At 61.7% G+C, this 24,407-nt stretch carries 26 protein-coding genes; 10 read left to right on the plus strand and 16 right to left on the minus strand.

Features of this window, described 5'->3' with window-relative positions:
- Positions 1 to 23 precede the first annotated feature (23 nt).
- On the plus strand, positions 24 to 1,007 hold the full coding sequence (locus EB230_RS12620) for a zinc-dependent alcohol dehydrogenase family protein (RefSeq protein WP_172372535.1): 984 nt from the start codon (positions 24 to 26) through the stop codon (positions 1,005 to 1,007).
- Between the two features lie 14 nt (positions 1,008 to 1,021).
- Here EB230_RS12620 and EB230_RS12625 read toward each other — a convergent pair whose 3' ends face one another.
- From EB230_RS12625 to EB230_RS12645, 5 genes are all read right to left on the minus strand, one after another.
- Positions 1,022 to 1,612 (minus strand): NAD(P)H-dependent oxidoreductase, encoded by a 591-nt coding sequence (locus EB230_RS12625; RefSeq protein WP_056578427.1) that lies wholly within the window; start codon positions 1,610 to 1,612, stop codon positions 1,022 to 1,024.
- 32 nt (positions 1,613 to 1,644) lie between these two features.
- Entirely contained in the window at positions 1,645 to 2,031 is a 387-nt protein-coding gene (locus EB230_RS12630; protein ID WP_056578424.1) for a hypothetical protein, read from the minus strand.
- Positions 2,032 to 2,116: 85 nt separating this feature from the next.
- Positions 2,117 to 3,370 carry an MgtC/SapB family protein gene (locus EB230_RS12635; protein WP_172375053.1) on the minus strand — a complete coding sequence of 418 codons (1,254 nt, stop codon included), beginning with the start codon at positions 3,368 to 3,370 and terminating at the stop codon, positions 2,117 to 2,119.
- Between the two features lie 13 nt (positions 3,371 to 3,383).
- Positions 3,384 to 3,833, minus strand: coding sequence for a thioredoxin TrxC (gene trxC / locus EB230_RS12640; protein WP_172372537.1), 450 nt, complete (start codon positions 3,831 to 3,833; stop codon positions 3,384 to 3,386).
- A 27-nt stretch (positions 3,834 to 3,860) separates the two neighbouring features.
- Positions 3,861 to 5,714 (minus strand): heavy metal translocating P-type ATPase, encoded by a 1,854-nt coding sequence (locus EB230_RS12645; protein WP_172372539.1) that lies wholly within the window; start codon positions 5,712 to 5,714, stop codon positions 3,861 to 3,863.
- A 166-nt stretch (positions 5,715 to 5,880) separates the two neighbouring features.
- Between EB230_RS12645 and EB230_RS12650 the strand changes: the two genes are divergently transcribed.
- Positions 5,881 to 8,562 (plus strand): bifunctional acetate--CoA ligase family protein/GNAT family N-acetyltransferase, encoded by a 2,682-nt coding sequence (locus EB230_RS12650; RefSeq protein WP_172372541.1) that lies wholly within the window; start codon positions 5,881 to 5,883, stop codon positions 8,560 to 8,562.
- A 20-nt stretch (positions 8,563 to 8,582) separates the two neighbouring features.
- Here the strand turns inward: EB230_RS12650 and EB230_RS12655 are convergent, their stop codons facing one another.
- Complete coding sequence (locus EB230_RS12655) at positions 8,583 to 10,136, minus strand: bifunctional aminoglycoside phosphotransferase/ATP-binding protein (RefSeq protein ID WP_172372543.1); 1,554 nt, start codon at positions 10,134 to 10,136, stop codon at positions 8,583 to 8,585.
- A 49-nt stretch (positions 10,137 to 10,185) separates the two neighbouring features.
- Complete coding sequence (locus EB230_RS12660) at positions 10,186 to 10,584, minus strand: c-type cytochrome (protein ID WP_056578416.1); 399 nt, start codon at positions 10,582 to 10,584, stop codon at positions 10,186 to 10,188.
- Positions 10,585 to 10,758: 174 nt separating this feature from the next.
- Between EB230_RS12660 and EB230_RS12665 the strand changes: the two genes are divergently transcribed.
- Positions 10,759 to 11,595, plus strand: coding sequence for a universal stress protein (locus EB230_RS12665; RefSeq protein WP_056578414.1), 837 nt, complete (start codon positions 10,759 to 10,761; stop codon positions 11,593 to 11,595).
- 81 nt (positions 11,596 to 11,676) lie between these two features.
- Here EB230_RS12665 and EB230_RS12670 read toward each other — a convergent pair whose 3' ends face one another.
- The 3 genes from EB230_RS12670 to EB230_RS12680 are packed head-to-tail and all read right to left on the minus strand — an operon-like array spanning position 11,677 to position 13,267.
- A complete protein-coding gene (locus EB230_RS12670) occupies positions 11,677 to 12,123 on the minus strand; it encodes a pyridoxamine 5'-phosphate oxidase family protein (RefSeq protein WP_056578412.1) in 447 nt (148 codons plus the stop codon).
- Positions 12,124 to 12,142: 19 nt separating this feature from the next.
- Positions 12,143 to 12,829: a phosphoribosyltransferase gene (locus tag EB230_RS12675; protein ID WP_056578410.1), complete on the minus strand. Its 687-nt coding sequence runs from the start codon at positions 12,827 to 12,829 to the stop codon at positions 12,143 to 12,145.
- A 3-nt stretch (positions 12,830 to 12,832) separates the two neighbouring features.
- The gene (locus EB230_RS12680) at positions 12,833 to 13,267 is read right to left on the minus strand and encodes a DUF2267 domain-containing protein (protein ID WP_056578407.1); all 435 of its coding nucleotides are present in this window, start codon (positions 13,265 to 13,267) and stop codon (positions 12,833 to 12,835) included.
- Between EB230_RS12680 and EB230_RS12685 the strand changes: the two genes are divergently transcribed.
- On the plus strand, positions 13,266 to 13,433 hold the full coding sequence (locus tag EB230_RS12685) for a hypothetical protein (protein WP_155772426.1): 168 nt from the start codon (positions 13,266 to 13,268) through the stop codon (positions 13,431 to 13,433). The genes EB230_RS12680 and EB230_RS12685 overlap by 2 nt on opposite strands.
- Before the next feature lie 42 nt (positions 13,434 to 13,475).
- Here EB230_RS12685 and hemA read toward each other — a convergent pair whose 3' ends face one another.
- Positions 13,476 to 14,753 (minus strand): 5-aminolevulinate synthase, encoded by a 1,278-nt coding sequence (gene hemA / locus EB230_RS12690; RefSeq protein ID WP_171883338.1) that lies wholly within the window; start codon positions 14,751 to 14,753, stop codon positions 13,476 to 13,478.
- Positions 14,754 to 14,890: 137 nt separating this feature from the next.
- Positions 14,891 to 15,715: a universal stress protein gene (locus tag EB230_RS12695; RefSeq protein WP_056570608.1), complete on the minus strand. Its 825-nt coding sequence runs from the start codon at positions 15,713 to 15,715 to the stop codon at positions 14,891 to 14,893.
- A gap of 201 nt (positions 15,716 to 15,916) precedes the next feature.
- Here EB230_RS12695 and EB230_RS12700 point away from each other — a divergent pair, with 201 nt between their 5' ends.
- Positions 15,917 to 16,300, plus strand: a complete 384-nt coding sequence (locus EB230_RS12700; protein WP_056570611.1) for a phasin family protein — start codon at positions 15,917 to 15,919, stop codon at positions 16,298 to 16,300.
- A 73-nt stretch (positions 16,301 to 16,373) separates the two neighbouring features.
- Positions 16,374 to 16,664, plus strand: a complete 291-nt coding sequence (locus EB230_RS12705; RefSeq protein ID WP_056571995.1) for a cytochrome c — start codon at positions 16,374 to 16,376, stop codon at positions 16,662 to 16,664.
- 106 nt (positions 16,665 to 16,770) lie between these two features.
- On the opposite strand, the gene EB230_RS12710 is transcribed toward EB230_RS12705, so the two are convergent.
- Positions 16,771 to 17,157 carry a hypothetical protein gene (locus EB230_RS12710; protein ID WP_056570614.1) on the minus strand — a complete coding sequence of 129 codons (387 nt, stop codon included), beginning with the start codon at positions 17,155 to 17,157 and terminating at the stop codon, positions 16,771 to 16,773.
- Positions 17,158 to 17,217: 60 nt separating this feature from the next.
- A complete protein-coding gene (locus tag EB230_RS12715) occupies positions 17,218 to 17,511 on the minus strand; it encodes a lipoyl domain-containing protein (protein ID WP_244494048.1) in 294 nt (97 codons plus the stop codon).
- Between the two features lie 318 nt (positions 17,512 to 17,829).
- On the opposite strand from EB230_RS12715, the gene EB230_RS12720 reads away from it, so the two are divergent.
- The gene (locus EB230_RS12720; protein WP_320412011.1) at positions 17,830 to 18,102 is read left to right on the plus strand and encodes a hypothetical protein; all 273 of its coding nucleotides are present in this window, start codon (positions 17,830 to 17,832) and stop codon (positions 18,100 to 18,102) included.
- Here the strand turns inward: EB230_RS12720 and fixJ are convergent.
- A complete protein-coding gene (fixJ, locus tag EB230_RS12725) occupies positions 18,099 to 18,713 on the minus strand; it encodes a response regulator FixJ (RefSeq protein WP_056570616.1) in 615 nt (204 codons plus the stop codon). The genes EB230_RS12720 and fixJ overlap by 4 nt on opposite strands.
- Positions 18,700 to 20,256: a PAS domain S-box protein gene (locus tag EB230_RS12730; protein ID WP_056570618.1), complete on the minus strand. Its 1,557-nt coding sequence runs from the start codon at positions 20,254 to 20,256 to the stop codon at positions 18,700 to 18,702. Before EB230_RS12730 ends, fixJ begins: the two co-directional genes overlap by 14 nt.
- A 200-nt stretch (positions 20,257 to 20,456) precedes the next feature.
- On the opposite strand from EB230_RS12730, the gene EB230_RS12735 reads away from it, so the two are divergent.
- The 3 genes from EB230_RS12735 to EB230_RS12745 are packed head-to-tail and all read left to right on the plus strand — an operon-like array spanning position 20,457 to position 24,377.
- On the plus strand, positions 20,457 to 21,266 hold the full coding sequence (locus EB230_RS12735; protein WP_056572002.1) for a universal stress protein: 810 nt from the start codon (positions 20,457 to 20,459) through the stop codon (positions 21,264 to 21,266).
- The gene (gene mgtA / locus EB230_RS12740) at positions 21,266 to 23,893 is read left to right on the plus strand and encodes a magnesium-translocating P-type ATPase (protein ID WP_056570620.1); all 2,628 of its coding nucleotides are present in this window, start codon (positions 21,266 to 21,268) and stop codon (positions 23,891 to 23,893) included. The genes EB230_RS12735 and mgtA overlap by 1 nt, the downstream gene beginning before the upstream one ends.
- A 28-nt stretch (positions 23,894 to 23,921) precedes the next feature.
- Positions 23,922 to 24,377 (plus strand): NUDIX domain-containing protein, encoded by a 456-nt coding sequence (locus EB230_RS12745; protein ID WP_056570621.1) that lies wholly within the window; start codon positions 23,922 to 23,924, stop codon positions 24,375 to 24,377.
- Positions 24,378 to 24,407: the final 30 nt, after the last annotated feature.

Raw genomic sequence — 24,407 nt, forward strand, 5'->3', positions numbered from 1 at the left:
TGCGGGGCAACATGGAGCGCGTCATGAGAGCAATGGTGCTCGAAAGCATAGGCACTCGCTTGAGACTGGTCGACAGATCCGACCCCTTACCGGGGGTGGGCGAGATCAGGTTGAAGGTCGAGGCATGCGCTGTCTGTCGAACCGATCTGCATGTCATTGATGGCGATCTGCGTCATCCAAAACTGCCGCTGACTCCCGGTCACGAAATCGTCGGCATGGTCGATTCCGTGGGCAAGGGCGTGGCGCGTTCAAAGATCGGGCGCAGGGTTGGCGTCCCTTGGCTTGGACACACCTGCGGACATTGTCCCTACTGCATCGCTGACAATGAGAATCTTTGCGATCAGCCAGATTTCACCGGCTACACACGCGATGGCGGCTTTGCCAGCCTTGTCATTGCCGGCGCGCAATTCGCCTTCGATCTGGACCAGGATGCCGATCCTGTATCGCTGGCGCCGTTGCTCTGCGCCGGCCTGATCGGCTGGAGATGCCTGAAGAAAGCCGGTGACGGCAAGCGGCTCGGGATCTACGGCTTCGGCGCCGCCGCGCATATCGTCGCCCAGATCGCGATCTGGCAAGGCCGTGAGATTTTCGCTGTCACCCGGCCCGGTGATGAGCAAGCACAGGATTTCGCGCGCTCGCTTGGAGCGAGTTGGGCGGGCGGTTCGGATCAACCTCCGCCCAGGCAGCTCGATGCCGCGATCATCTTCGCTCCTGTGGGCGACCTGGTGCCGATCGCGCTTGGTGCCGTCCGCAAGGGCGGCCGGGTGGTTTGTGGCGGCATCCACATGAGCGACGTTCCGGCGATGGCCTACGAATTGCTCTGGGGAGAGCGTGAACTGGTGTCGGTTGCAAACCTGACGCGCCGCGACGCCGAAGAGTTCTTTCCCATTGCCAAGCGCGCGCAGGTACGCACCCACACCAAGGTCTACCCGCTGGAACAGGCCAATCAGGCATTGGACGATCTGAGGCAAGGCAGATTGAACGGCGCCGCCGTCCTGGTGCCGTGATTGACGCTTGAGGATTATCTGGCTCGCTCGCCGAGATCTCGGATCTGGCTGATCCACTTCGCCCTGGTCGCATCGCTGGCGCCGGCGACCATGCCGAACAAGGTCTCACGCACCGGACTGATGCCGACAAGATGCAGGATGCTCCGCTTCATGCCGGCGATGCCGTGTCCAAGAAACCATAGCCGGTAAAGAGCGGAAGGCATGCCCATCGTCACCACAACGCGCGCGGTGCGGCCGCGAAGCAATGTCTTGGTGAAGCCGCCGCCCTTGTCCGGATAGGCAAAAGCGGTTCCCGGCCGCATGACCTGTTCCAGAAATGCCTTGAGCATGGCCGGCATAGTCCCAAGCCACAGCGGAAAAACAAAGACAATGTGCTCCGCCCAGACAATCGCTTCGGCTGCGTCCTTCAACTCGTAGGGAATCGAACCGTGCTCGAACTCCTGCATAGTTCGCAGCATTGGAAAATCGATCGCCGCCAGATCGACCCGGCGGACGGCGTGCCCCGCCTTCTCCGCGCCCTCGCCATAGGCCCTGGCGAGACCGCGGCAGAGCCGGTCCGGGGATGGGTCGGGATGGCCGACCACAATCAAGATGCGTCGCGACACAGTCTACTCCCAGCGAGCCTGAGGTTGTCGCTTCAGGGGCGCTCCACCCTCGCCACCTGGTAGGTATGCATGGCGCCGTTGCGCTCGATCGACACATACTCGCCAGTCACGAACCGTTCGTCGCCGAGATGAAAGCCGATTTCATCATCGCGGTCGCCTTCGGCGTAGTCGAAATACCACTGCCCGCCGGGCTTGCGCCTCAACCGGCCGATCAAATCTTCCTCGCCGGTGCGAAAGCGGCGAACGCGGCAAGAGGCTCTGTGCGATTTCCACTCTTCCGCATCGATCCGCCCTTCGCCAGTCAACGGAGCCAACACGTCGTAGCCCTCTTCGCGGTCGCCTTCCGGGTGGCCCTTTTCACGGGCTAGCAGCAGCCGGACATTGCGGAATTTCGGGGTGAGGTCTTTCAAACTGGTCATGGCGAACTCCTTTACGGAGTTTCATAGAGCGGTGGCGGGACCTGGCCCTTGATCCGCATCAAAAGAAAGCCCGAGCGCAGCACTTCTATCCAGGACCGGGCAACAGCAGGGCGCAGATGCCCATGGCCGCGGCGATCAGTGTTGTGACGGCCAGTGGCAACCAGAACCTGACCGGACCAGCAAATACCGCGAGCGACAGGCGACCGATCGCGTTTGCTGCCAGCGCCGCGAGCACGGCCTGGCCCACGGTCTCGACCGACACGGAATGCTTGACCAGGCGCAGCGCGCCAAGCACCGAGACATCGACATCGAATGCGCCGGCCAGCGCCGAACTCGCCAGCAGACCGCGCCCACCGAATTGAGCGGCCAGCCCCGCACTTGCGGTCGCGACGACGGCAAAGAGCAAGGCGAAGAGCAGCAACGGGCCCAGTTCGAATGGATTGCGCGCGGTCGCGCTGCCTTCACCGTTCCCGCTGTCACGAAACAGCAGCAATGCGCCGCAGACGGCGAAGGCAAGCGCCGCGGCGATAGCCGGAATGACGACCGACGCGAGCACGCTTGGCTCGACGATCAGAACCACGGCGCAGACGCGGAGCACCGAAACCACTGCGGCCAGGGATGCCGCCCCGGCGAGCGGCAGCGGATTGCTTGCCGACGCGGCATTGCGGGCAAGCGCCAAGGTCACCGCTGTGGAAGAGACGATTGCACCGGTCAGCGAACTGACCAGCAGCCCTCGCGTATTTCCCAGAATGCGAACAGCCACGTAGCCGGCGAACGAAATCGAGGCCATCAGCACCGTCAGGAACCAGATTTCCCAAGGATTGAAACCGCCCCACGGGTCCATTGTCCGGTTTGGCAGCAAGGGCAAGACGATCGCCGTCATCACCGCAAGGATCAGCGCCGACCGGAGTTCGACCCAGGTCAGTCGCTTCAAAAGACCGTGCAGGACCTCGCGGCTGGCCAGGATTGCCGCCAGCGCCGCCCCTCCGGCGGCGGCAGCACGATAATCGCCGGCGACGGAAAGCGCGCCAAGGGCAAAAACGCCCAGGCCCGCGATCACGCCGGTGACACTGAAATCCTCGTCATGGGCAGCCTCGCGCGCCTTGTACCAGGCAAGGATTGCCGCAAAGGCGATGAAGCCGCCGACCAGCACCGATGCGGAGCCTAGTGCATTCGCCAGCGCCGCGAGCACGCCACCAAGCAGGCCGGATATGCCGAATGTCCGGATGCCAGCTGTGCGACTGCGATCGGGGGCATCCCGCTCCTGCCAACCACGCTCCAAGCCGACAAGGAGACCTAGCGCGAGGGCCAGTCCAAGCCGGGTGATGAGCGGATCCATTGGCGCGACGACTTCAGGCGGCGACCGTTGGTAGACGGTCACGAACCCACCTGACAATCTGGCCTGCCGTCATTGCGCCGGATGTGCGCGCGACTTCGCGCCCGCCATGGAACAGGATCATGGTCGGGATGCCACGGATGCCGAGCCTGGCCGCGACGGCCTGCGCATTGTCGGAGTTGAGTTTGATCAGGCGAACATGCGGTTCCAGTTCACTTGCCGCCGCTTCATAGGCCGGCGCCATCATCTTGCAGGGGCCGCACCAAGGTGCCCAGATGTCGACAACAACGGGCAGGCTGGTGCGTGCGATCTGACGATCGAAACCAGCGGCGTCGACATCTTCGGGATGCCCCGAAAACAGCCTGGTCCCGCACTTTCCGCATTTTGCCTCAATGGCATTGCGGGCGGGCGGCAGGCGGTTGACCCCGCCACATTTGCCGCAAACCACCATATCTTGCTGTGTCATGGCCATTCACCGATTTGTTCTGGACCACTATGCGCGCCACAGATGCCCGTCGCCAAGGGTGCGCAACGCGTTCAGGATAACCGCCACGTCGATCCCTTCCTGAAGCAGCGCTCCGGCAACCGGGGTGATCTGCCCCATGGCCGCCGCGATCATTGCCAGCCCGGACAGCGCCAGCCCAGCGATGATGCTTTGCAAGGCGATCGATCGCGTACGCCGTGCAATCCGGACCGCATCGGCGACGGGCTGCAGCCTGTCGGTCAGGACAATGACGTCCGCCGCCTCGGAGGAGGCGGTCGCACCTCGTGCGCCCATGGCTACGCCGACCGTTGCCGCCGCAAGCGCGGGGGCATCGTTGATGCCGTCGCCGACCATCATCGTCGGTGCCGAGGCTTTCTCGGCTGTGACCGTCGCGACTTTTTCGGCAGGGGTCGCATCGGCGACCAGGGCGTCGAGGTCGAGCAAGGCGGAGGTGCGCTTGGCCGCGGCGCCGTCGTCGCCCGTGAGCATGACCATGCGCGTTATGCCGGCAGAGCGCAGTCTGCCGAGTGTATCGTGCGCATCAAGACGCAGGGCGTCGCCGAACGTTAACACACCGGCAAGCCGTCCGCCGAGTGCCACAAAAACCCTGAGTACGGGCTCATCCCGGTATTTTTCTTCGCCGCTTTCCGCCCAGCCGGGCAACGGCTTGTCGGCGAGCACGAGCGCCCGCGATCCCGCCACGATCGCCATGTCGTCGACCCGGCCCTTCAGGCCGGCACCGCGATGCTCGTGGACATCACGCGGATGCGAAAGCACCAACTGCCTGCCGCGCGCCGCCCGGATGATCGAGTCGGCGAGCACGTGGTGCGATGCCTGTTCCAGGGATGCCAAGAGCCGCAGCAAATGGTTCGCGTCACGGCCGGGCGCAGCTTCGATTTCGATGAGTTCGGCGCCGCCGATGGTCAAGGTTCCGGTCTTGTCGAAGATCGCGGTTCGGACTTGCGCAAGCGCCTCCAGCGCCGTGCTGCCTTTCATCAGGATGCCGGCACGCGCGGCGCGCGATACGCCACCGATGAAGGCAACGGGCGCGGCGAGGATGAGCGGGCAGGGCGTTGCGACGACCAGCACCGCAAGCGCTCTGATTGGGTCGCCGGAAACATACCAGGCGGCACCGGAAACCAGCAATGTGACCGGCAGAAGGAACAGGGCAAAGCGGTCGGCCATGCGAATGAACGGGGATTTAGCGGTCTGCGCTGCAGCAACCATGCGCACGATCGCGGCATAAGTGCTTTGTTCCGCGAGGGCCGAAGCCCGCATGTTGAAGGTCTCGCCGGCGTTGACGGTGCCGCTGCGCAGCATATCCCCTGCGCTCCGCCGTTCCGGCAGCGGTTCTCCGCTAACCGCCGACTCGTCGAGAGCGGCCGAAGCATCGAGCAGGATGCCATCGACTGGGAGTAGCTCGCCCGCCCGGACCAGAAGCTCGTCACCGACAGCCACGTCTTCGACGGAGATTGTCTCTGTCCCCAGTGTTGATGTTCGGTGGGCGACACGCGGCGATCGGTCCGTCAATGCCTTGAGGTTCCGTTCCGCGCGGCCGCGAGCGAAATCCTCAAGCACGGTGCCGCCTGCATACATGATCGCGACCACCACTGCCGCCAGAGGCTCGCCGAGCAAGAGCGCAGCGGACATCGACACCAGCGCAATCGCATCGACGCCAAAGCGGCCGATCCAGAAATCACGGAGGATAGAGATGGCGAGAGCCGCCACCACGGGCAAGGTCGCCACCGTCCAGATCGTGTTGGCGTCAAGAGGGCCGAACCCGGTTCGCCACGCTCCGATTCCAATGGCGAGACCCAGGATGGCAATGACCAGCAATGCGCGTCGCAAGGTGGACTCGTTCATGCGATGCCTTTCGATTTGATCGATGCTCGCCAATTATCACCAGCGCTGACGGGGCGCGTCGAACTCGGGCAACAGCTAATAGCGAGAACCGGAGAACGCTTTGATCCAACGCAACGAACGGGCAAGATCGACGGGCGATCATCGCTACGAACAGGAGGCATGAGGGGTGACGATCCGAAATCTCGAACATGCGTTCGCCCCGAAGTCCGTTGCTGTCTTCGGTGCGTCGGTGCGCGAAGGCTCCGTCGGCCGTGTCGTTTTCGACAACATCGTCAGCGGTGGCTTCGAGGGCGACATCTGGCCGGTCAACCCGAAATATTCCGAGGTCGCCGATCGGCAATGCTATGCCAAAGCGGCCGATCTGCCTGATGTCCCAGACCTTGGTGTCATCGTCACGCCGCCTGAGACAGTTCCCGGCATCGTGGGCGACCTCGCTGAAAAGGGCACGCGGGCGGCGGTCGTGATCACAGCCGGGCTGACGCGCGAAAATGGCCTGCGCCAGGCGATGCTCGATGCTGCCAAGCCCACGCTCTTCCGCATCATCGGACCGAATACGGTCGGGCTGATGATCCCGCTGATGAAGCTTAATGCCGGATTTGCGCATATGGCCGCCAAGCCCGGCAACATCGCGCTGCTGTCTCAATCCGGCGCCATTGCCACGTCGCTGATCGATTGGGCGGCCGACAACAATGTCGGGTTCTCCCAGATCGTCTCCCTTGGCGACATGGCGGATGTCGACGTCGGAGATTGTCTCGACATGCTGGCGGGCGATGCGCGCACCCGCGCTATCGTCATGTATCTCGAAACAATTCCCAATCCGCGCAAATTCATCTCGGCCGCTCGGGCGGCGGCGCGGATCAAGCCGGTGATCGCAATAAAATCGGGTCGGCACGAGCAATCGGCCAAAGCGGCCGCGACCCATACCGGCGCACTATCGGGGGCCGACCGTGTTGTCGATGCGGCATTGCTGAGGGCAGGCATCCTGCGCGTCAAAGGCCTGACCGAGCTGTTTGATGCCGCCGAGACGATCGCCCGCTTCAGTCCCCTCAAGAGAGCCCGTGTTGCCATCGTCACCAACGGCGGTGGGGCAGGGGTATTGGCCATCGATCAACTCATCGACTGTAAAGGAGAATTGGCAGCGCTTTCTCCTGCCACCATCGAACGCCTGAATACCATGTTGCCGTCGACATGGTCGCATGCCAATCCGGTCGACATCATTGGTGACGCCCCGCCGGAGCGCTACAGGGCCGCTGTCCAAGCAGTTGCCGCCGATCCCGGCACGGACGTCATGCTGGTGATGAACTGTCCGACCGGGTTGAGCTCACCGCTTGCCGCGGCACGTGCGGTGGCGGTACTCGCAAGGGAAGGGATGATCGCCGGCAAGCCAGTCCTCACCTGCTGGCTCGGGGAACACACTGCCCGCGCCGGGCGACGTGTTCTTCAGGATGCCGGCATTGCCAGCTTCGAGACGCCAGCGGATGCCGCAACGGCCGTCTCCTACCTCAGCGAGTGGTCGCGTGCCCAGCGGGCATTGATGCGCACCCCGTCGAGCCGCGGCGAGGACATTACGAGCCACCGAGAAGCCGTGCTCGCCATATTCAGGCAGGCCGCGGGGGAAGGGCGGCGAATGCTGACCGAGCCCGAAGCCAAGGCAGCAATTTCCGCCTACGGCATCCCGGTGCCCGAGACGATCGTCGCCAGATCTCCTGTCGAAGCGGAGGCGGCCGCCAGCCGGCTCCTCAAGACGTCCGGGCAGGTCGCGGTCAAGCTGTTGTCCAAGGCGATCTCGCACAAGTCGGACATTGGCGGCGTGGTGCTCAACATTGCCGATGCCGCCGCCGCGGGGGAAGCCGCATGCGCCATCGAGGCGCGCGTGCGCAAGCACGCACCGCAAGCCGATATTGAAGGCTATGCCGTTCAGCCGATGGTGGTGCGAAAACAGGCGCAGGAACTCATCCTCGGCATGAGCCAGGATGCGATCTTCGGGCCCGCCATCCTGTTTGGAGCAGGCGGCGTCTCCGTGGAGGTGATGGATGACACGGCGATAGCATTGCCGCCGCTCGACGACGTTCTCGCCGGTGACCTGATCGGGCAAACGCGGATCGGCCGCCTGCTGGCCGGATTCCGCGATCGCAAGCCTGCTGATCGGCAGGCGATCATCACTGCGCTGAACGGCCTGTCGCAGATGATCGTCGACTTTCCGTGCCTTGTTTCAATGGACATCAATCCGTTGCTCGCCGATTCCGCCGGCGTGATCGCGCTCGATGCCCGTATCGAGATCGAGCCGGAACGCGTGGAGGAGCCGGGGCCGAATCGGGCGCTTGCCATCCGGCCCTATCCGTCGGGTTGGGAAAGACAGTTTTCGGCCGACGGCATGCGTTACCATATCCGGCCGATCAAGCCGGCCGACATCGCGCTCTATCCGGATTTCCTTACCCGGATTTCGCCTGACGATCTGCGCCTGCGTTTTCTGTCGCCGCGCAAGAGCTTCTCCGACCAGATGTTGAAGCGGCTTACCCAGCTCGATTACGACCGCAACATGGCTTTCGTCGCATTGGACACGAGCACTGGCGCGCTGGCGGGCATCAGCCGGCTATCCTGCGACCCCGACCACGTCGACGCCGAATACGCATTGTTGGTGCGGACGGACTTGCAGGGACATGGCCTGGGTTGGGAATTGCTCAGCCAGATCGTCGACTATGCAAGAGCGGATGGAATCCGCCGCATCGAAGGCGTCGTGCTGAGCGAAAACAGCAAGATGCTGGCCATGTGCCGCGAGTTTGGCTTCTCGATCAGGCATCTTCCGAACGAGCCCGGCCTTGTCGAGGCCAAGCTCGAACTCGGTTGAGATTGATCGTCCGCACCAAGTCAGGACGCTGTGCGCAGGATCTCGGAAGCATCGTGCGCGCAACATCTCCTCAATTCGGCGACGATGTCGACGAGCTGCCGATCGGAGTCGGTCCTGCGCCAACTGGCCTGGTTGGCATTGCGCTGCAATTGACGCGACAGGATATCGACCGTGGCGTCCGAGGGGCCGCCCTTGCGTTCATTGACCCGCTGCCAAAGGATGAGCGGATCCGCCTCCAGCCAGAAGCCGGAGAATGCGATACCTCGGTCACGCGCCGCCTTTTCAATCCGCTCACGATCGGCCGGTCTGTCGAAAACCGCATCGGCGACAACCGAGCCCCCCTCGGAAAGGATCAGTCCGGCGCGCCATGCCATTTCGTTGTAGACCCGTTCGGACACCTCAGGTCGATAGGCCTTGTCCGGCAGCCTGGTCTCGGCAGCCACGCCGTGCATTGCCTTGCGGATACGGTCGCTTTCGACAATGCGAGCGCCGGGCGGCGCTCCAACGTAGGCAGCGAGCGCCTCGGCAATGGTCGTCTTGCCTGAACCACTGAGGCCACCGATGGCAACGAGCCGCGGTTCTGTCTCCTGGAGAAATGTCAGGGCCAGTTCGAAATAGGATCTCGCCTCGGCAATCAGCTTGTCGCTGTCGGCGCTGCCTTCCTCGACCTGTGTCGCGGTGACATGGGCGCGCACGGCAGCCCGCACGGCCATGAAAAAGGGCAGCAGGATGAAGCCGTCTTCATCGTCGGCCTCGTCGAGGTAGCGGTTCATCACGAGATTGGCGAGCTGGGGGAAGCCGCGATGCCAAAGGTCCATCAACAGGAAGGCAAGGTCGTACAGAACATCGATGCTGGCAATCTGGTCATTGAATTCGATGCAATCGAAGAGGCGAGGCTCGCCATCGAAAAGGCAGATGTTGCGCAGGTGCAGATCGCCATGGCACCGGCGGATCTTGCCCGCGGCCTCCCGGCGGTCCAGCAATCCGGCATGCCGGGCAAGCGCGGTGCGGAAGGCGCCGGCAAACGTCTCAATCTCCTGTTTCGCAAAAACATGGCTGGTGCCAAAGCCGGCCTCGTTGATGTCGAGCACGCCCATCAAATTGAACGAGCCTGTGCCATTGTGGACCTCCGGCGCCGTGCGGTGATATCCTACGATCATCCGTGCGACGTCGGTCATCAGCGCCGGCGTCAGTTCTCCCGCGGTTGCCATTCGATCGAGAAGCTTCGACTGATCGAAGCGGATCATCTCGATCGCCGCGTCGAGCATTTGGCCGGTGCCGTCAAAAGTCAACTTGTCGTCGGCTTCCCGCGTGATGCGCCGCACCCTCAGATAGAGGCCGGGAGCGGTTTTCGAGTTGAGTTCCAGCTCTTTCTCGCAAGCGGCCAGCCTGAGGCCTGGCGTCGAGAAATCGACATAGGGCAGCTTGACCGCCCGCTTCATCTTGTAGGCGCGCTGGCCAACGAGGAAGATGCGTGAAATGTGAGTCTCGATCGCCTCGACGGGCCCAATCGCGCCATGGGTAGCAGGATGAAGCAGAAACGCGGCAGCGGCTTGCTGGTCGTCGACGATCATGGCCGGCCTTCCCAGTGTGTCTTGGGAAATTCGTTTCCGTGATCCGCGCTCATTGCTGCAATGTCTGGACATAACCTGCCAACTCATGGATGCGTTCCCTGGTGACGATCTCGCCTGCGTTCGGGCCATATTTCTTCACGTCGGCAGGCAGGAATTGGCTGCCCCATACTGGCATGTCACGCTCGCCATGCGCCGGCACCATGGCGCGACCGTCGATCACGGCATAAACGCGCCAGTAAGGGAATTCGCCGCCATTGCGCCTGGAGATGCGTGTCAGGTCGCTCGGACGCTTCAGCAGTTCGTCGCCCAACGGGCCATCGCCCTTGCCTTCGGGACCATGACAGACCGCGCATGAGTTCATGTATTCGGCCTTGCCGTCGCCGAGTTCCTGGGCGCCGGCCGCATTGAAGACGAATCCTGCCAGAGCCGCCGCGACCAGGAATTTCATATGCGTTTCCCCGATTGATCGGTTGAAACCTACAGCCCTGGTTTAGCGGTGCGTTGATGCGGATCAAATGCCCCGCGGTCATGGTGTTTGATTCAGCGCAATGACCACGACGATCGCCCTCGCTAGTGACTGAAACCACGACTGACCCTTCAATCGAAATCAGGAGTTGCCGCTGTGACTTTCAGGACACTGCTTACGGTTACCGGGCCGAACCAGGGTGAAGGCGATCTAAAGCTCGCCGCCTCGCTGTGCGAACAGATCGGTGCCCATCTCTCCGTGCTCGTTCTCGAGCTTGCCGCGCCGCCCTCGGGCGGCGAGTATGCCGCCGTCGTCTCACCAGCCTGGCTGGAGGAACGTCAGGTCGAGCTGAAGAGGCTTGAGAAACGAATTTCCGACGTCGCCGGCTTTCTTTCCCAGACCGCCGTATCGGCCGATCTGAGCGACGACTATCCCGACATGGGATGGGCAGACGACGTCATCGGAAGGCGTGCCCGCTACGCGGATCTGACCATTCTCGGGCCGGATTTGTTGGCAAGCCATACGCTCAAGGACAAAGTCATCGAGGGCACGCTGTTCTCGTCGGGAAAGCCCATTCTGCTCGTTCCCGAGGGCTCGCGCCCGACGCTGAAGCCGAAACGCGTCCTCGTTGCATGGGACGCTCGCCTTGAGTCATCGCGCGCCGTCCGCGAGTCGATCGATATGCTGAAAGGCGCCGAAGATGTGCGCCTTGTCATCGTCGATCCCATTGAGAATGAGTTCCATCATGGCGAAGAGCCGGGCGCAGATGCCGCAGCCTATCTTGCCCGGCACGGCGTGAAGGTTACGGTCGACCGGCTGCCGAGTTCGAACCATTCGGTTGCCGACGTGCTGCGCCAGCATGCCGGCGATGTTGCGGCCGAGCTGATGGTCATGGGCGCCTACGGTCATTCCCGGTTGCGCGAGCGGATTTTCGGCGGGGTCACCAAATCGATGCTTGCGGGTCAATCGCTGCCGGTCTTGATGGCGCGATAGCAATTCAACGGTAAAGAAAAAGGGCCGGTGCAGATTGCGCCGGCCCTTTCATTTCATTTCTCGCAAGACCTGATGGGGCGACTACTCGCTCGCTTCTCGTCCGGATACCTGCTCGATCAGGATCCGAAAGAAGACGTGCGGTGCACTGTCGGCTGTGGGAGGAACGACCGGCTTGAGTGCGCCAGGCTCCCACCAGTCCGTGTGCTTGCTCAACACCGACCAGGCATGATCCCGCTCAAGCTTATGGCCGATCCGGTCAGGCAGCTCTTCGTATCGGCCGTCGGCAATGACACTTTTCCATCCTCGCCCCTGGCCATGTTCATCGACCTGGACGGACACCAGCGGATTGGCCCGCATCCATTCGATCTTTTTCCCCGGCATGGAAAACGCGTAAAGATGAGCGTCCGAATGGGCGTAGTGGAAGGGCACGATATAGGGCTGCCCGTCCTTCGCGCATGCCAGGCGGCCAATGCGATTGGCCGTCAGCAATTTGGTGCATTCCAAAGCAGAAAGCGTGCGGATCTGCATCAATGCGATCTCCTTTTCTTCACGACTTTTGAACCAGGCCGGAAACGTGCCGCTGGCCAGTTTTGTACAGCTGGGCAGCCGCGTCCATAGCGCAGACAACGTCGTTGTCAGAGAGCTGCGGGAACCGCAGATAATGGTGGCCCAAGGCCCGGAACTGTCCTGGCTGACTAAGGCAGACCACACGGTCCGCTTCCTGTTCCAGCGCTGCGATCGTTTCTTGCGGTGAAACGGGAATTGCCACGATGATTTCCCTCGGTGACCGGCGCTTGAGGGCGCGGATCGCGATTTTCATGGTCGTACCGGTCGCGGCGCCGTCATCGACGATGATCGCGGTCTTTCCCGCGATCGACATCGGTTTGGTCTTGCCTCGATAGGCAATGCGCCGGCGTTCGAGTTCAGGACGCTCATTTGCTATCAAGACACCTAGCTCACCTTCGCCGAGCTCATAGGTCTCGACGATCTCTCGGTTCAGCACGACCTCCCCAGGGGTGCCATCGACGATTGCGGCAACAGCCAGCTCGGGATTGCCCGGGGCGCCGACCTTGCGGACGATCAGCAGGTCAAGAGGAGCGTTGAGGGCTTTGGCCACTTCCACCGCGACGGGCACGCCGCCACGCGGCAATGCCAATACGATGGGCTGGTGCAGTTGAAGCCTGCTCAGTTCCAGGCCAAGCTTCGCTCCAGCGTCTTCCCGGTCGCGGAACATCGGTCAATCCACCGGCCACAGTGTTCGCAGCGACTTCTTCATCGAGTTTCTGACCTGCACGATCTCACCATGCGAAATGTGACGGTCCAGAAGCTTGAAAACGGCACTGATCGCGACATCGAAATCGATTTCCTCATCATAGCCGAAACTGTTTCTGACGCTGATAATGAAGTCGCGCTTCGTGCGCTCATGCGCAGTTGTTGACGGATTCCAGCCTTCGAAATAGATGCCGCGGAGCAAAACAGGCAGTTGCGCCGAGAGATCGGCCATTTCGGCCGGCGACAGCCAATCCCGCACCGTGTGCAGGACAGATCTCAGGAGACGGCACGCGCTCGGCTCGCTCCAGCAGAGATCCTTGGCGAGCTCCTTGACCCATTGTTGTGCCTGCTGGCCAGCGTGCGTGAAGCCAGCGAAGGACGTGTGGGAAATATGACCCATGGCGATGCTCCTCGACGATTTGAACTCCATTCTCAGGCATCGAAAGGCTTTGAGCATTGAGCAGGATCAAATCGGTCACAGGTGCATCGCCTCGTTTTTCCACCGCCGCCTCGATCAGATCGAGGAAGCGGCGCACCGGCTGGCGAAGTGGATGAAGAGCGTTTGAGCCGAAGGCGGCTTTAGCCGCCCGGGATCAGCCGCCCGATTTTCAGCCGCCCGACTTGGGGACCAGGAGCGGAATGATGCGGTCGGTCTTGGCGACCGAAGGTTGGCCGGAACTGGCATAGGGAATGCCGAGCGCATCCCAGGTCTCGACCAGCGCATCCTGCAGTTCGGCGATCAGCGCATCGGAATGGAACGGCGTCGGCGTGATGCGCAGCCGCTCGGTGCCGCGCGGCACGGTCGGGTAGTTGATCGGCTGGATGTAGATGCCGTGGACGCCAAGCAGCCGGTCGCTCGCCATCTTGCAAAGCTCCGGATCGCCAACCAGCACCGGCACGATATGGGTCGCCGATTCCATCACCGGCAGGCCGGCGGCCGCCAGGATGTGTTTGGTTCGGCTCGCCTGCTGCTGCTGCGCGTCGCGCTCGGCCTGCGAACGCTTGAGATGGCGGATGGAGGCGGTGGTGGCGGCGGCGATCGCCGGCGGCAGCGCCGTGGTGAAGATGAAACCCGGCGCATAGGAGCGAACCGCGTCGATCACCGCGCTGGTGCCGGTGATGTAGCCGCCCAGCGTGCCGAACGCCTTGGCCAGCGTGCCCTGGATGATGTCGATGCGGTCGGCAAGGCCTTCGCGCTCGGTGATGCCGCCGCCGCGCGGTCCGTACATGCCCACGGCATGGACCTCGTCGATATAGGTCATGGCGTTGTAGCGCTCGGCGAGTTCGACGATCTCCCGGATCGGCGCGATGTCGCCGTCCATCGAATAGACGCTTTCGAAGACGATCAGCTTGGCGCGCTCGCGCCCCGCGGCCTGCAGCAGGCTTTCCAGATGCGCGACGTCATTGTGGCGGAAGATCTTCTTTTCCGCGCCCGAGCGCCGCACGCCCTCGATCATCGAGGCGTGGTTCAACTCGTCCGAGATGATCAGGCAGTTGGGCAAAAGCCGGGCAATGGTCGAGATCGAGGCTTCGTTGGAGACGAAGCCGGAGGTGAAGACCAGCGCTGCCTCCTTGCCGTGCAGGTCGGCGAGTTCCTGCTCGAGTTCGACCAGCGGGTTGGAGGTACCGGAGATGTTGCGGGTGCCGCCGGCGCCCGAACCCATCTTGCCGGCCGCGTTCTGGAAGGCGGCGATGACATCCGCGTGCTGGCCCATGCCGAGATAGTCGTTGGAGCACCAGACGGTGATTTCCTCGGCGCGGCCGTTGGAGCGCCAGATGGCGCGCGGAAACTTGCCCGCGATACGCTCGAGATCGGCGAAGACACGATAGCGACGCTCCGCATGGAGCTGGTCGATCGCTTCTTCGAAGAACCGCTGGTAGTTCATGTCCGAATTTCCTTGTTGCTCGCGGTTGCGCTGCGGGCATCAGCGACACCGAACTTGGCAATGGTTGGACGTAACCCTTTGTGGGAAGGGACGACCTTGATTCATGTCAAAATCACGACTCCGAGGCTCCACCTTACTCAGTTCGATATGAACCGATGCAATGATCCTCCGCGCAGTACGGAACGCGTCACGCCGCCAAAGGTCATCTCCAGTACCCGGCTATGACCGTAGCCACCGAGAACGATGAGATCGGCCGCAATATCCTTTCCGATCTGGAGCAGGATTTCCGCCGGTTCGGAGCGGCGCGCATCCAAGATTTCCGATCGCGCTTTCACCCCGTGGCGCGTCAAAAAGCGTTCGACATCCGCTGCATTTTCCCTAGGCCTCGTATCCCCATTGTCCACGGTGGCGATCACGACCTCCCTGGCGGTGATCAGGAAAGGCATGGCGTCGACGACGGCACGTCGCGCTTCCCGCGTGTCATTCCACGCGATCAGGATGCTTTCGGCCTTGATCGACGCCAATGGGTCCGATGCCACGAGTATCGGACGGCCAGCCGCAAGGATGAGGCTTGCCGGATCCACCACACGATGACGGTCGGCCACCAGATCGGCCGTCGGCGAGCCAGTGAGGATCAAGTCGGCCGCCCGCGCATTGAGCGCAAGTTGGCGTGTGGGATTGCCTATTTCTCCGCGCCACGAGGCACGATTACTGCCGTTGACTATGCTCAGGAATTCCTCTCTCAGGCAGTCGAGGCGACCTTCTATCTCCTCCACCTGGCACCACAACGCCTTGGTCGCGGCCTGGTCATCAGTGCCGGCTGGCAGGGCGAAATGCGGCTCGGCGGCACAAAAGCCGATCAAATCAGCATCTTGCCGTTGAGCAAGATTCCATGCCATCGCGATGCGCGGCGCCGCGATCGCGTCCACGTCCAGTTGAACCATAATCGTCTTGAAAGCCATCGCGTCGTTCCATCTGGGGTTGACGCGACTTGGCCATCAAATGGAGGGAGGCACCTTGATGCGGGTCAAACGCGCAACGAAACCGGTTGGTACCGGCACGCTCCTACAGTCCGCAAGGCCATAGGGTTGATCCTGATCAAGGACACGACGACGAATGGCGTCAACGTCGCGCTGTGGAGATTCAGAACGGAGTAGTCGATAATGCACACCCAGCCCGAACCCTCCGCATTCGGCACACAATTGGTGCCGATTGCGGAAAATGGCCAGAAGTTCTTCCTTGCTGTCGCGTCTCTTCAAGTACACGCCTTCAAGGCGATGATGCGCTATAGCGTCGAAACGCTGGCATTTCTGAAGCATCGTTGCGAACAGGACGTCAAGCTGGCCGACGATCTCATCACCGGTCCGGAGTTCAATGACGCTTTCGACATCTTTGCTGCTTTCCTGCAGAATGCGACATCGCAATATGTCAGCGAAGCCGGTAAGGTCGCCACACTGACCTCCAGGCTCACTTCGGAAACTGCCAAGCGGCTCCGTGAGGAAGCCAGAACCGCGATCGAGGACGCCGCGGCGAAGACAGTCGCGTAGATCGGCAATGCGGAGGTCAAACATGACCATCTTTTACGGGGGTCGTCGTCTGCCGGCTTCTGTCCTTGCACTGATGCTGCTCGGACATGTGCATCCAGCCCTGGCCGATAGCCTGACGGATCATGGAAAGGCGTTGGTGGAAGTCAATTGCGCCCGCTGCCACGCCATTGGGAAAACCGACAAGAGCAGTCATCCTGACGCCCCGGCGTTTCGGACCTTGTCAAAGCGCTATCCGATCACCGATCTCGAGGAGGCCCTCGCTGAGGGGATTTCGACTGGCCACCCGGACATGCCCGAGTGGATCGCCAGCCCCGACCAGATCGACGCAATTATCGCTTACATCAGCACCTTGCAGCAACCGTGATCGGGGCCGTGGGCGCGGCAGCCCACCGAACCTGATGCCTCCATTGCACAATGGAGGCAGTCGATCTGGTGGCTGTTAACGCGCCAGCAAACCGGCGCGTACCAAGCTAGGGCAACATCCTGTCAGCTGCACGGAAGTACGACCGGGCATGCGCCACGATCTGGGCCTCCGTGGGATGATCGGCAGGCTCGACGCCGATGATGCGATCCTTCAAGTGGGAATGGTGGTCGCGTATATGCCTTGCCAACTCGTCTTTTGCCGATCCTGGACCAACGATCAGCCATTCCTTCGCCGGCTGCAGCGCCGCGACGATGTCCTGGTAGAAGGACTGGTTTTCCGGTGCACGCTTGCCGTCGACGGTGCCTGCCTTGTTGTGGGTCTGATGATGCGCAAGCGTGGTGGCAAGCCTGAGGCTCTCGGCCGCTTCACGATTGAAGAAAAACACCTTGGCTTCGCGATGGTCCAGCCAGGCAACGGCATGTTGGGTCTGCATATTGATACATCCTTGAGGCTATGGTTGAGGAATGAGCGCGATCAACCCGATGAGACGTCCTCACGCGGGCTGGGACTCCAGCGTTGCCAGGACCGAGCCGGGTTCGATGACGGTGTTCGCAGTGGCGACAATCGTCGCGCGGCCACTTGCAGGCGCGACAATCTCGTGCAGCGCGTCTTCAACGCGAACTTCGGCTATGCGCTCTCCGGCCTTGATTGTGTCGCCGCTCGTAATGAACCAGCGCTCCAGGATACCCTCCGGCAACATGCTGGACGCCCACAGGGCTTCATCGACCTTGATATAGTGCATCGCGATTCTCCCTATGCCGCCGAATGATACGCGCTTGCGCAGCATGGTCCTTGATCCCGATCAATCGGCGCCCGACGCAAAGTGCTGCAATCGCGCGGCGTTTGACGGCGATCAAATTCTGATACGGCATCCGGCCTTAAGGTGTCCGGCCGTCGACGGAGTGAGGTCATGAAGCATTTCAGGAAGAGGCAGCCGTCGCGATGAGCGCCCGATCAGGTATCAGCGCTGCATTCGCGATCGAACGGGATGTACGCGCCGTGCAGGTGATCGGCACCGATGACGATATGGCGTCCGCCGCAAGAACTGTTAGCCACATCAGTCCGACCCGCGGCAACGCGCATGCCTGTCCGGCGATTCCAGAAAATGATGCAGATCAATGCGCAACGCACCGTTTACGAAGATTTTGATGCGATGTGGAATCCTATCCTAAGCGCACCGTATGGTCGCGGCCTTGAACTCGCCGTCTTCGACGAGGAGGGGGCGCATGCGCTGGTATTTCCCTGCATAAAAAGCCGCGAAGGTTGGAAAAATGCCGCCACCGGCGTCCGTGTCGACATCCATCCGACCCACTGGCGCGAGTGGGAAGATGAGAAGGTTCAGGCCAGAGCAGGCAACCCTTTCGAAGGTTCTCCCTAGGGGCGGGATTCCACGATCAGCGCCATGCGCACGAGATGTGACAGACTGCTTGCGCCCATCTTGCTCATGACATTGGCCCGGTGGATTTCGACCGTGCGCGGACTGATCCCCAGATCATAGGCGATCGTCTTGTTGGGCAGCCCCGAAACAAGTCCATCCAGCACCTGCCGCTCGCGCTCCGACAAGTTCGACAGACGCCCGCGGATCTCCGCGGACTGGGGATGCGCTGCATTGACCTGGTTGCGGTTGGCCAGCGCGGAGCGGATCGCTTCGATCAGCATTTCGTCGTCGAACGGCTTCTCGATGAAATCGGAGGCCCCTTCCTTCATTGCCTGCACGGCGAGCGCCACATCGGCATGACCAGTCATGACAATAACCGGAATCCTGTGCCCGCTCGCCCTAAGCTGACGCAGGAGCTCGATGCCGTCTATGCCCGGCATGCGCACGTCGGTGACAATGCAGCCGTCGATGTTGCCGGTCGCCGTAGACAGAAAAGCTGTGGCCGATTCGTGCAGGCGCACAGCGAAGTCTGCTGTGGCCAGAAGAAAACCGAGCGATTTGCGGACGTCGACATCGTCGTCGACCACATGCACCAGATCACTGTCGGCCATTTGTGATCTCTTCCTTCTCTACGATGCGCAAGGTGAAGCGGAACGCGGTTCCGCCGGCTGGCATCACCTCGGCCCATATATGGCCACCGTGCGATTCAACGATGGTGCGGCAAATGGAAAGGCCCACACCCATGCCTTGCTTCTTGGTCGTTACAAACGGCTGGAAGAGCTGGGCCGAAACCTCCGGCGCAAGACCCGTGCCTGTATCGATCACGCTTACCTCGGCCATCCCATCATCCCGGGCAATGGTTGTGACTTTCAATTCGCGGCGCGGCGCTTCGTGCATGGCCTCCACCGCGTTGCGCATCAGGTTGAGCAGAACCTGCTGAATCTGGATGCGGTCGGTCAAGACCAGTTCGGCGGCAGGGTCAAGCTTGTAGCTGACGAGAAGATTCATCTCTCTCGCGCCAACCAAGGCCAGCGATGCGGCTTCCTCGATCAGCGTCGGCAGCCGTTCGACCTGGCGCTCGCTTTCGCCCCTGGCGACAAAATCCCTCAGGTGACGGATAACGTCGCCTGCCCGCAATGCCTGCTCGGCTGCCTTTTCGACGGCATCTCGAAGCATGGGCGCATTCTCGTCCTGGCTTTTCTCAAGCAGTCGACGACTGCCTTTGAGGTAGTTCGTGATCGCCGTCAGCGGCTGGTTGATCTCATGGGCAAGCGTCGAGGCCATTTCGCCAAGTGCTGTAAAGCGCGCCATGTGGAGGAGCTCCTGCTGCTGCTCCTGGATTCTTGCCTCCGCCCGGTGGCGCTCGGTCAGGTCGCGGCAGAAGCCGGTAAAGAAACGCCCGGTACCCGGATGCATCTCGCCGACGGAAAGCTCCATCGGAAAAGTCGATCCATCCTTGCGGGCCCCGGTAACAGTGCGGCCGAGCCCGATGATCCGGCGCTCTCCCGTCGTCAGGTAGCGAAGCAGATAGGCATCATGCTCGTCGCGGTAGGGCGAGGGCATCAGCATTTTCACGTTTTGACCAATGACTTCGCTTGACTGGTAGCCGAACAGCGTTTCGGCAGCGGTGCTGAAGGATTGAATCCCACCCTGTTCGTCGATGACGACCATCGCGTCCGGCACTGTTGCCAGGATCGATCGCAAATGGTCCTCACGCAGCCGAAGTGCTGCGTTTGCAAAGGACAGGTCGCTGACATCCGTGCCTTGAATGAAGATCGCGGTGATACGGCCGTCGTCGGCCTTGACCGGCTGATAGACGAAATCAAGGATGCGCTCCTCGACCGGCCCGCCGGCTGTGTTGCGAAGCCCAACCTTCACCCCGTGGCCGACATAGGGCTCGCCGGTCGTGTGCACATGGTCGAGATGTTCGAAAAACTCATTGCCTTCAAGCTCGGGAAAGGCGTCGCGCACCGACTTTCCAACCACTTGCCTGTGGCCGATCAGCCTTTGGTAGGCGGCATTGGTCAGCTCGAAAATGTGACCCGGCTCGCGCAGGAGTGCTATAAAGCCCGGGGCCTGATCGAACATCTGCGACAACAGTGATTTCAGTGTCGTTCCCCCGGGCGACAGACTGAGCGCTTCGTCTTTGATCACCTGAGGTTCCTGGGTTCGAGACGGTGCTGCCAAGGCTAACTATCACTTCTCGCCGCACGCGCAAAACGGATCGAGCCGCCGACTTCGAGCCCAGATGCAGTTGGCGGATGCAATTGGCGGTCTTTGACGCGCATCAAGGCATTAGACGCGGACGAATGCAATTCATCACGCATTCCAGCATTCAGCGAAAGGCGTCCGCAATGTCTTACAAGTCAATCATCGTCAACCTCGCCATCGATGCGCCTCCCGCACCTATTGTAAAGGCGGGGGTTGAGCTCGCGGAGCGGTTCGGAGCCCGTCTTGTCGGCCTGGCGGCCGCGGATGTTCCGCCCCTGGTCGCGACCGGCGAAGGCATGGTCTACGAAGGCGAGATCATGCAGATCCAGCGGACGGAGATAGAAAAGCGGCTTGCCGAACTGCGTGCCGAGTTCGAGAGGCTGGTTCCCGCGTCGATCTCTAGCGAATGGGGCCAAGCTGTTTGCAGCCCGACCCGGTTCCTCAGCGTTTCGGCCAGAACGGCCGATCTGATCGTTACCGGCCAGGCAGGTGACAATGTGTTTCGCGCCGTGGATGTCGGCAGCCTGACACTGGGTGCCGGGCGTCCGGTTCTGGTCGCCGCAACCAACGTCGAGCACGTCCTTGCAAGAACCGTTCTGGTGGCGTGGAAGGACACCAGGGAGGCACGGCGGGCGATGGCTGACGCTTTGCCTTTCCTGGCAAAAGCCAGCGAAGTCGTGATTGTCACGATTGACACCGACCGCGACGACGGCATTCGTGACAGCCTCGCCGATGTCGCGGTCTTTCTCGAACACCATGGCATCAAGGCGCGAACCGAACTGCTCGCCGGCGAGGCCGACGGCGACCGGTTGCCGACATTCGCACGCTCGATCCATGCCGACATGATCGTCTCTGGCGCTTATGGCCATAGCCGCTTGCGGGAATGGGCGTTCGGCGGCGTTACCCGCACGCTGATCGAAGAGAGCGGCATCAATCGCTTCATGTCGTACTGATGATAGGCGACGCCGGCCAGCGATCCGTCTCACCGGAGGACGGTGCCTATTGGTCGATCGAGACCAATGACCTCCTGCGACGCCTTGAGACGTCTGCCTCGGGCCTGGCTGCTTCCGAGGCGGCATCGAGGCTCGCAAAATTCGGTCGAAACTCACTGGCGTCGACGTCAAGCGCGTCGACCCTGGCAGTTTTTGCCCGCCAGTTCCGCAGCCCGCTGGTGCTGATCCTTATTTTCGCGGCCAGCGTATCGGCCTTCGTGGGAGAGGGCCAGGAAGCTGCGATCATCGGCGCGATCGTGCTGGCAAGCTGCATCCTGAGCTTCACCCAGGAGTATGGCGCGTCGCGGGCGACCGAAGCACTGAAAGAGCGTATTTCGCGCAAGGCAATAGTGTTGCGTGACGGCGCCGAGTGCTCGGTCGCCGCCGAGGATATTGTGCCGGGCGACGTGATCCGGCTTTCGGCCGGAAATCTCATCCCTGCCGACGGTATCATTCTGGATGCGCGCGATTTCAATGTCAGCGAGGCCGTGCTGACCGGTGAAACCTTTCCCACCGTGAAGGCCCCGGGGCGGTCGGTGCCCGAGGCTTCCGTAGCACAGCGCAGCAATGCCGTTTTCACGGGCACTTCGGTTCGCAGCGGTACCGCAACCATGCTTGCGGCGGCGACCGGTGCCCGCACGGAATTCGCATCGATCGCCGCGGCACTGGAGCGGAAGATCCCGGAAACGGGATTTGCCCGGGGCATAAGACAGTTCGGCTATCTGATGACCGAAATCATGCTGGCGATTGTCATCATGGTGTTCTTCGCCAATCTGATGCTCCATCGACCGCTGATTGAATCGTTGCTGTTCTCGCTGGCACTCGCCGTAGGCCTTACGCCCGAACTCCTTCCGGCCATCATCAGCGTGACGCTAGCCAGGGGCGCCCGCGCCATGGCCGCCAATGGGGTCATCGTGCGCCGTCTCGATGCCATCGAGAATCTGGGCAGCATGGATTTGCTGTGCACCGACAAGACGGGGACGCTGACGGAAGGCGTTATCCACCTGGATGGCTGGCTCGATGTCGATGGCAGTCCGTCAACCGACATTCTGCTCTGGGCACGTCTCAACGCGACCCTGCAGACAGGACTGAAGAACCCGCTGGACGAAGCAATCGCCGGCGCGCCGGGCGAGAGCGCATCATTGGCGGCCTTCACGAAAGTCGACGAAATCCCCTATGATTTCATTCGCAAGCGACTATCCGTTGTCGTGCGGACCAAGGACGCCCAGGACCTTCTGATTACCAAAGGCGCCGTACAAAATGTCCTCGAAACCTGCAGCTTCGTCCGAACGGCCAAGGGGCTGGAACCCCTCAATGAAATGTACCGTGCGGCAATCGACGAAAAATTCCGACGCTGGAGCGCGGACGGCTACCGCGTTCTGGGCCTGGCAATCCGTCGGTTTGAGAGCCAGAAAACGTTCAGCAGGAAAGACGAGATCGATCTCGCCTTCGCGGGCTTCCTGCTTTTCCTCGACCCGCCAAAGGAGGGCGTCAAGGAGACGCTTGCCGAGCTCGCCCACCGCGGCATCGCGGTAAAGGTCATTTCGGGTGACAACCGCTACGTTGCCGCGCATCTCGCGCAGGCGATCGGCTTGTGCGCTGACAGGATCATGACCGGCGAGGATCTGTCGAAATTGACGAAGAGTGCGCTCTTCGCGGGCGTGCAGCACACCGATCTCTTCGTCGAGATCGACCCCAACCAGAAGGAGCGCATCGTTCAGGCCTTGCGGAGCAGGGGCCATGTCGTTGGCTATCTCGGCGATGGTATCAATGACGCCCCAGCCCTCCATGAGGCCGACATCGGCATCTCTGTCGACAGCGCTGTCGATGTGGCGCGCGAGGCGGCTGATATCATCCTACTCAAACAGGATCTGGGCGTGCTGGTGCGCGGCGTCGACGATGGCCGCAAGACCTTCGCCAACACGATGAAGTACATTTCCATCACCACCAGCGCCAACTTTGGCAACATGATCAGCATGGCCGTCGCCTCGCTTTTTCTGCCTTTCCTGCCGCTGCTGGCAACGCAGATCCTGCTCAACAACTTGCTTTCCAGCATACCCTCACTTGCGATTGCTACGGACAATGTCGATGCCGAGCAGATGCGGCGACCCGGCCGCTGGGATATCGGGTTCGTGCGGCGATTCATGGTCAGTTTTGGATTGGTCAGTTCACTGTTCGATTTCGCGACCTTTGCCTTTCTGTTACTTGTTGCGCACGCGGGACCTGCAGCCTTCCAGACCGGCTGGTTCGTCGAGTCTCTGATGACCCAGCTGGCGATTGTGCTCATCGTACGCACGCACAAAGCGTTCTGGGCGAGCCGTCCAAGCCCGTTGCTTGTCTGGCTTACACTTGCTGTGGCGATTGTCGCGATTGTCTTGCCCTATGTCCCCTTTGCGGGATGGTTCGGTTTTGTGCCGCTGCCATTTCGGGCACTTGCCGGACTCGTCGCGATCACAGGGCTTTACATTGTCGTTTCAGAAGCAACCAAACGCTGGTTCTTCTCGCATGGCAGCCGCTTCTCGCGCCGGCACGGCGCAGGGCAGGGCATCGACGGGAAGGCCATGTCGCGTTCAGCCCTGGCGCAATGAATATGCTGCACGAGGGTGGTCTACGGCGATGATCAAAAGGAGTGCGGGCATCCTGCCCTACCGCAGATCGAATAACGACCTGCAGGTGCTGCTTGTCCATCCAGGCGGCCCGTTCTGGCAAAGACGCGATCTTGGCGCCTGGTCGATTGCCAAAGGCGAGCATGACGAAAGCGAGCTGCCCGAGGCAGCGGCACGGCGCGAATTCACGGAAGAGACAGGCTGGGAGCCCAACGGAGCCCTGCTCACTCTGGGTGAGTTGTGCCAGCGAGGAGGCAAACTCATCACGGCATTCGCGTTCGAAGGCGACTTCGATACGGCGACGTTGCGCAGCAACCTGTTTGAGATGGAATGGCCGCCACGAAGCGGCCGGGTACAATCGTTTGCCGAGGTCGACCGTGGTGAATGGCTCGATTTGGCACTGGCCAGAGACAAGCTGGTTGTCGGTCAACGGCCTTTTCTCGACCGCCTCGCCGCTTCGGTTTAGTGCGTGTCAGCTGATCGCCTGTTGATCGAG

The sequence above is a fragment of the Mesorhizobium sp. NZP2234 genome (genome assembly GCF_013170765.1).
GTDB classification, from domain to species: domain Bacteria; phylum Pseudomonadota; class Alphaproteobacteria; order Rhizobiales; family Rhizobiaceae; genus Mesorhizobium; species Mesorhizobium loti_D.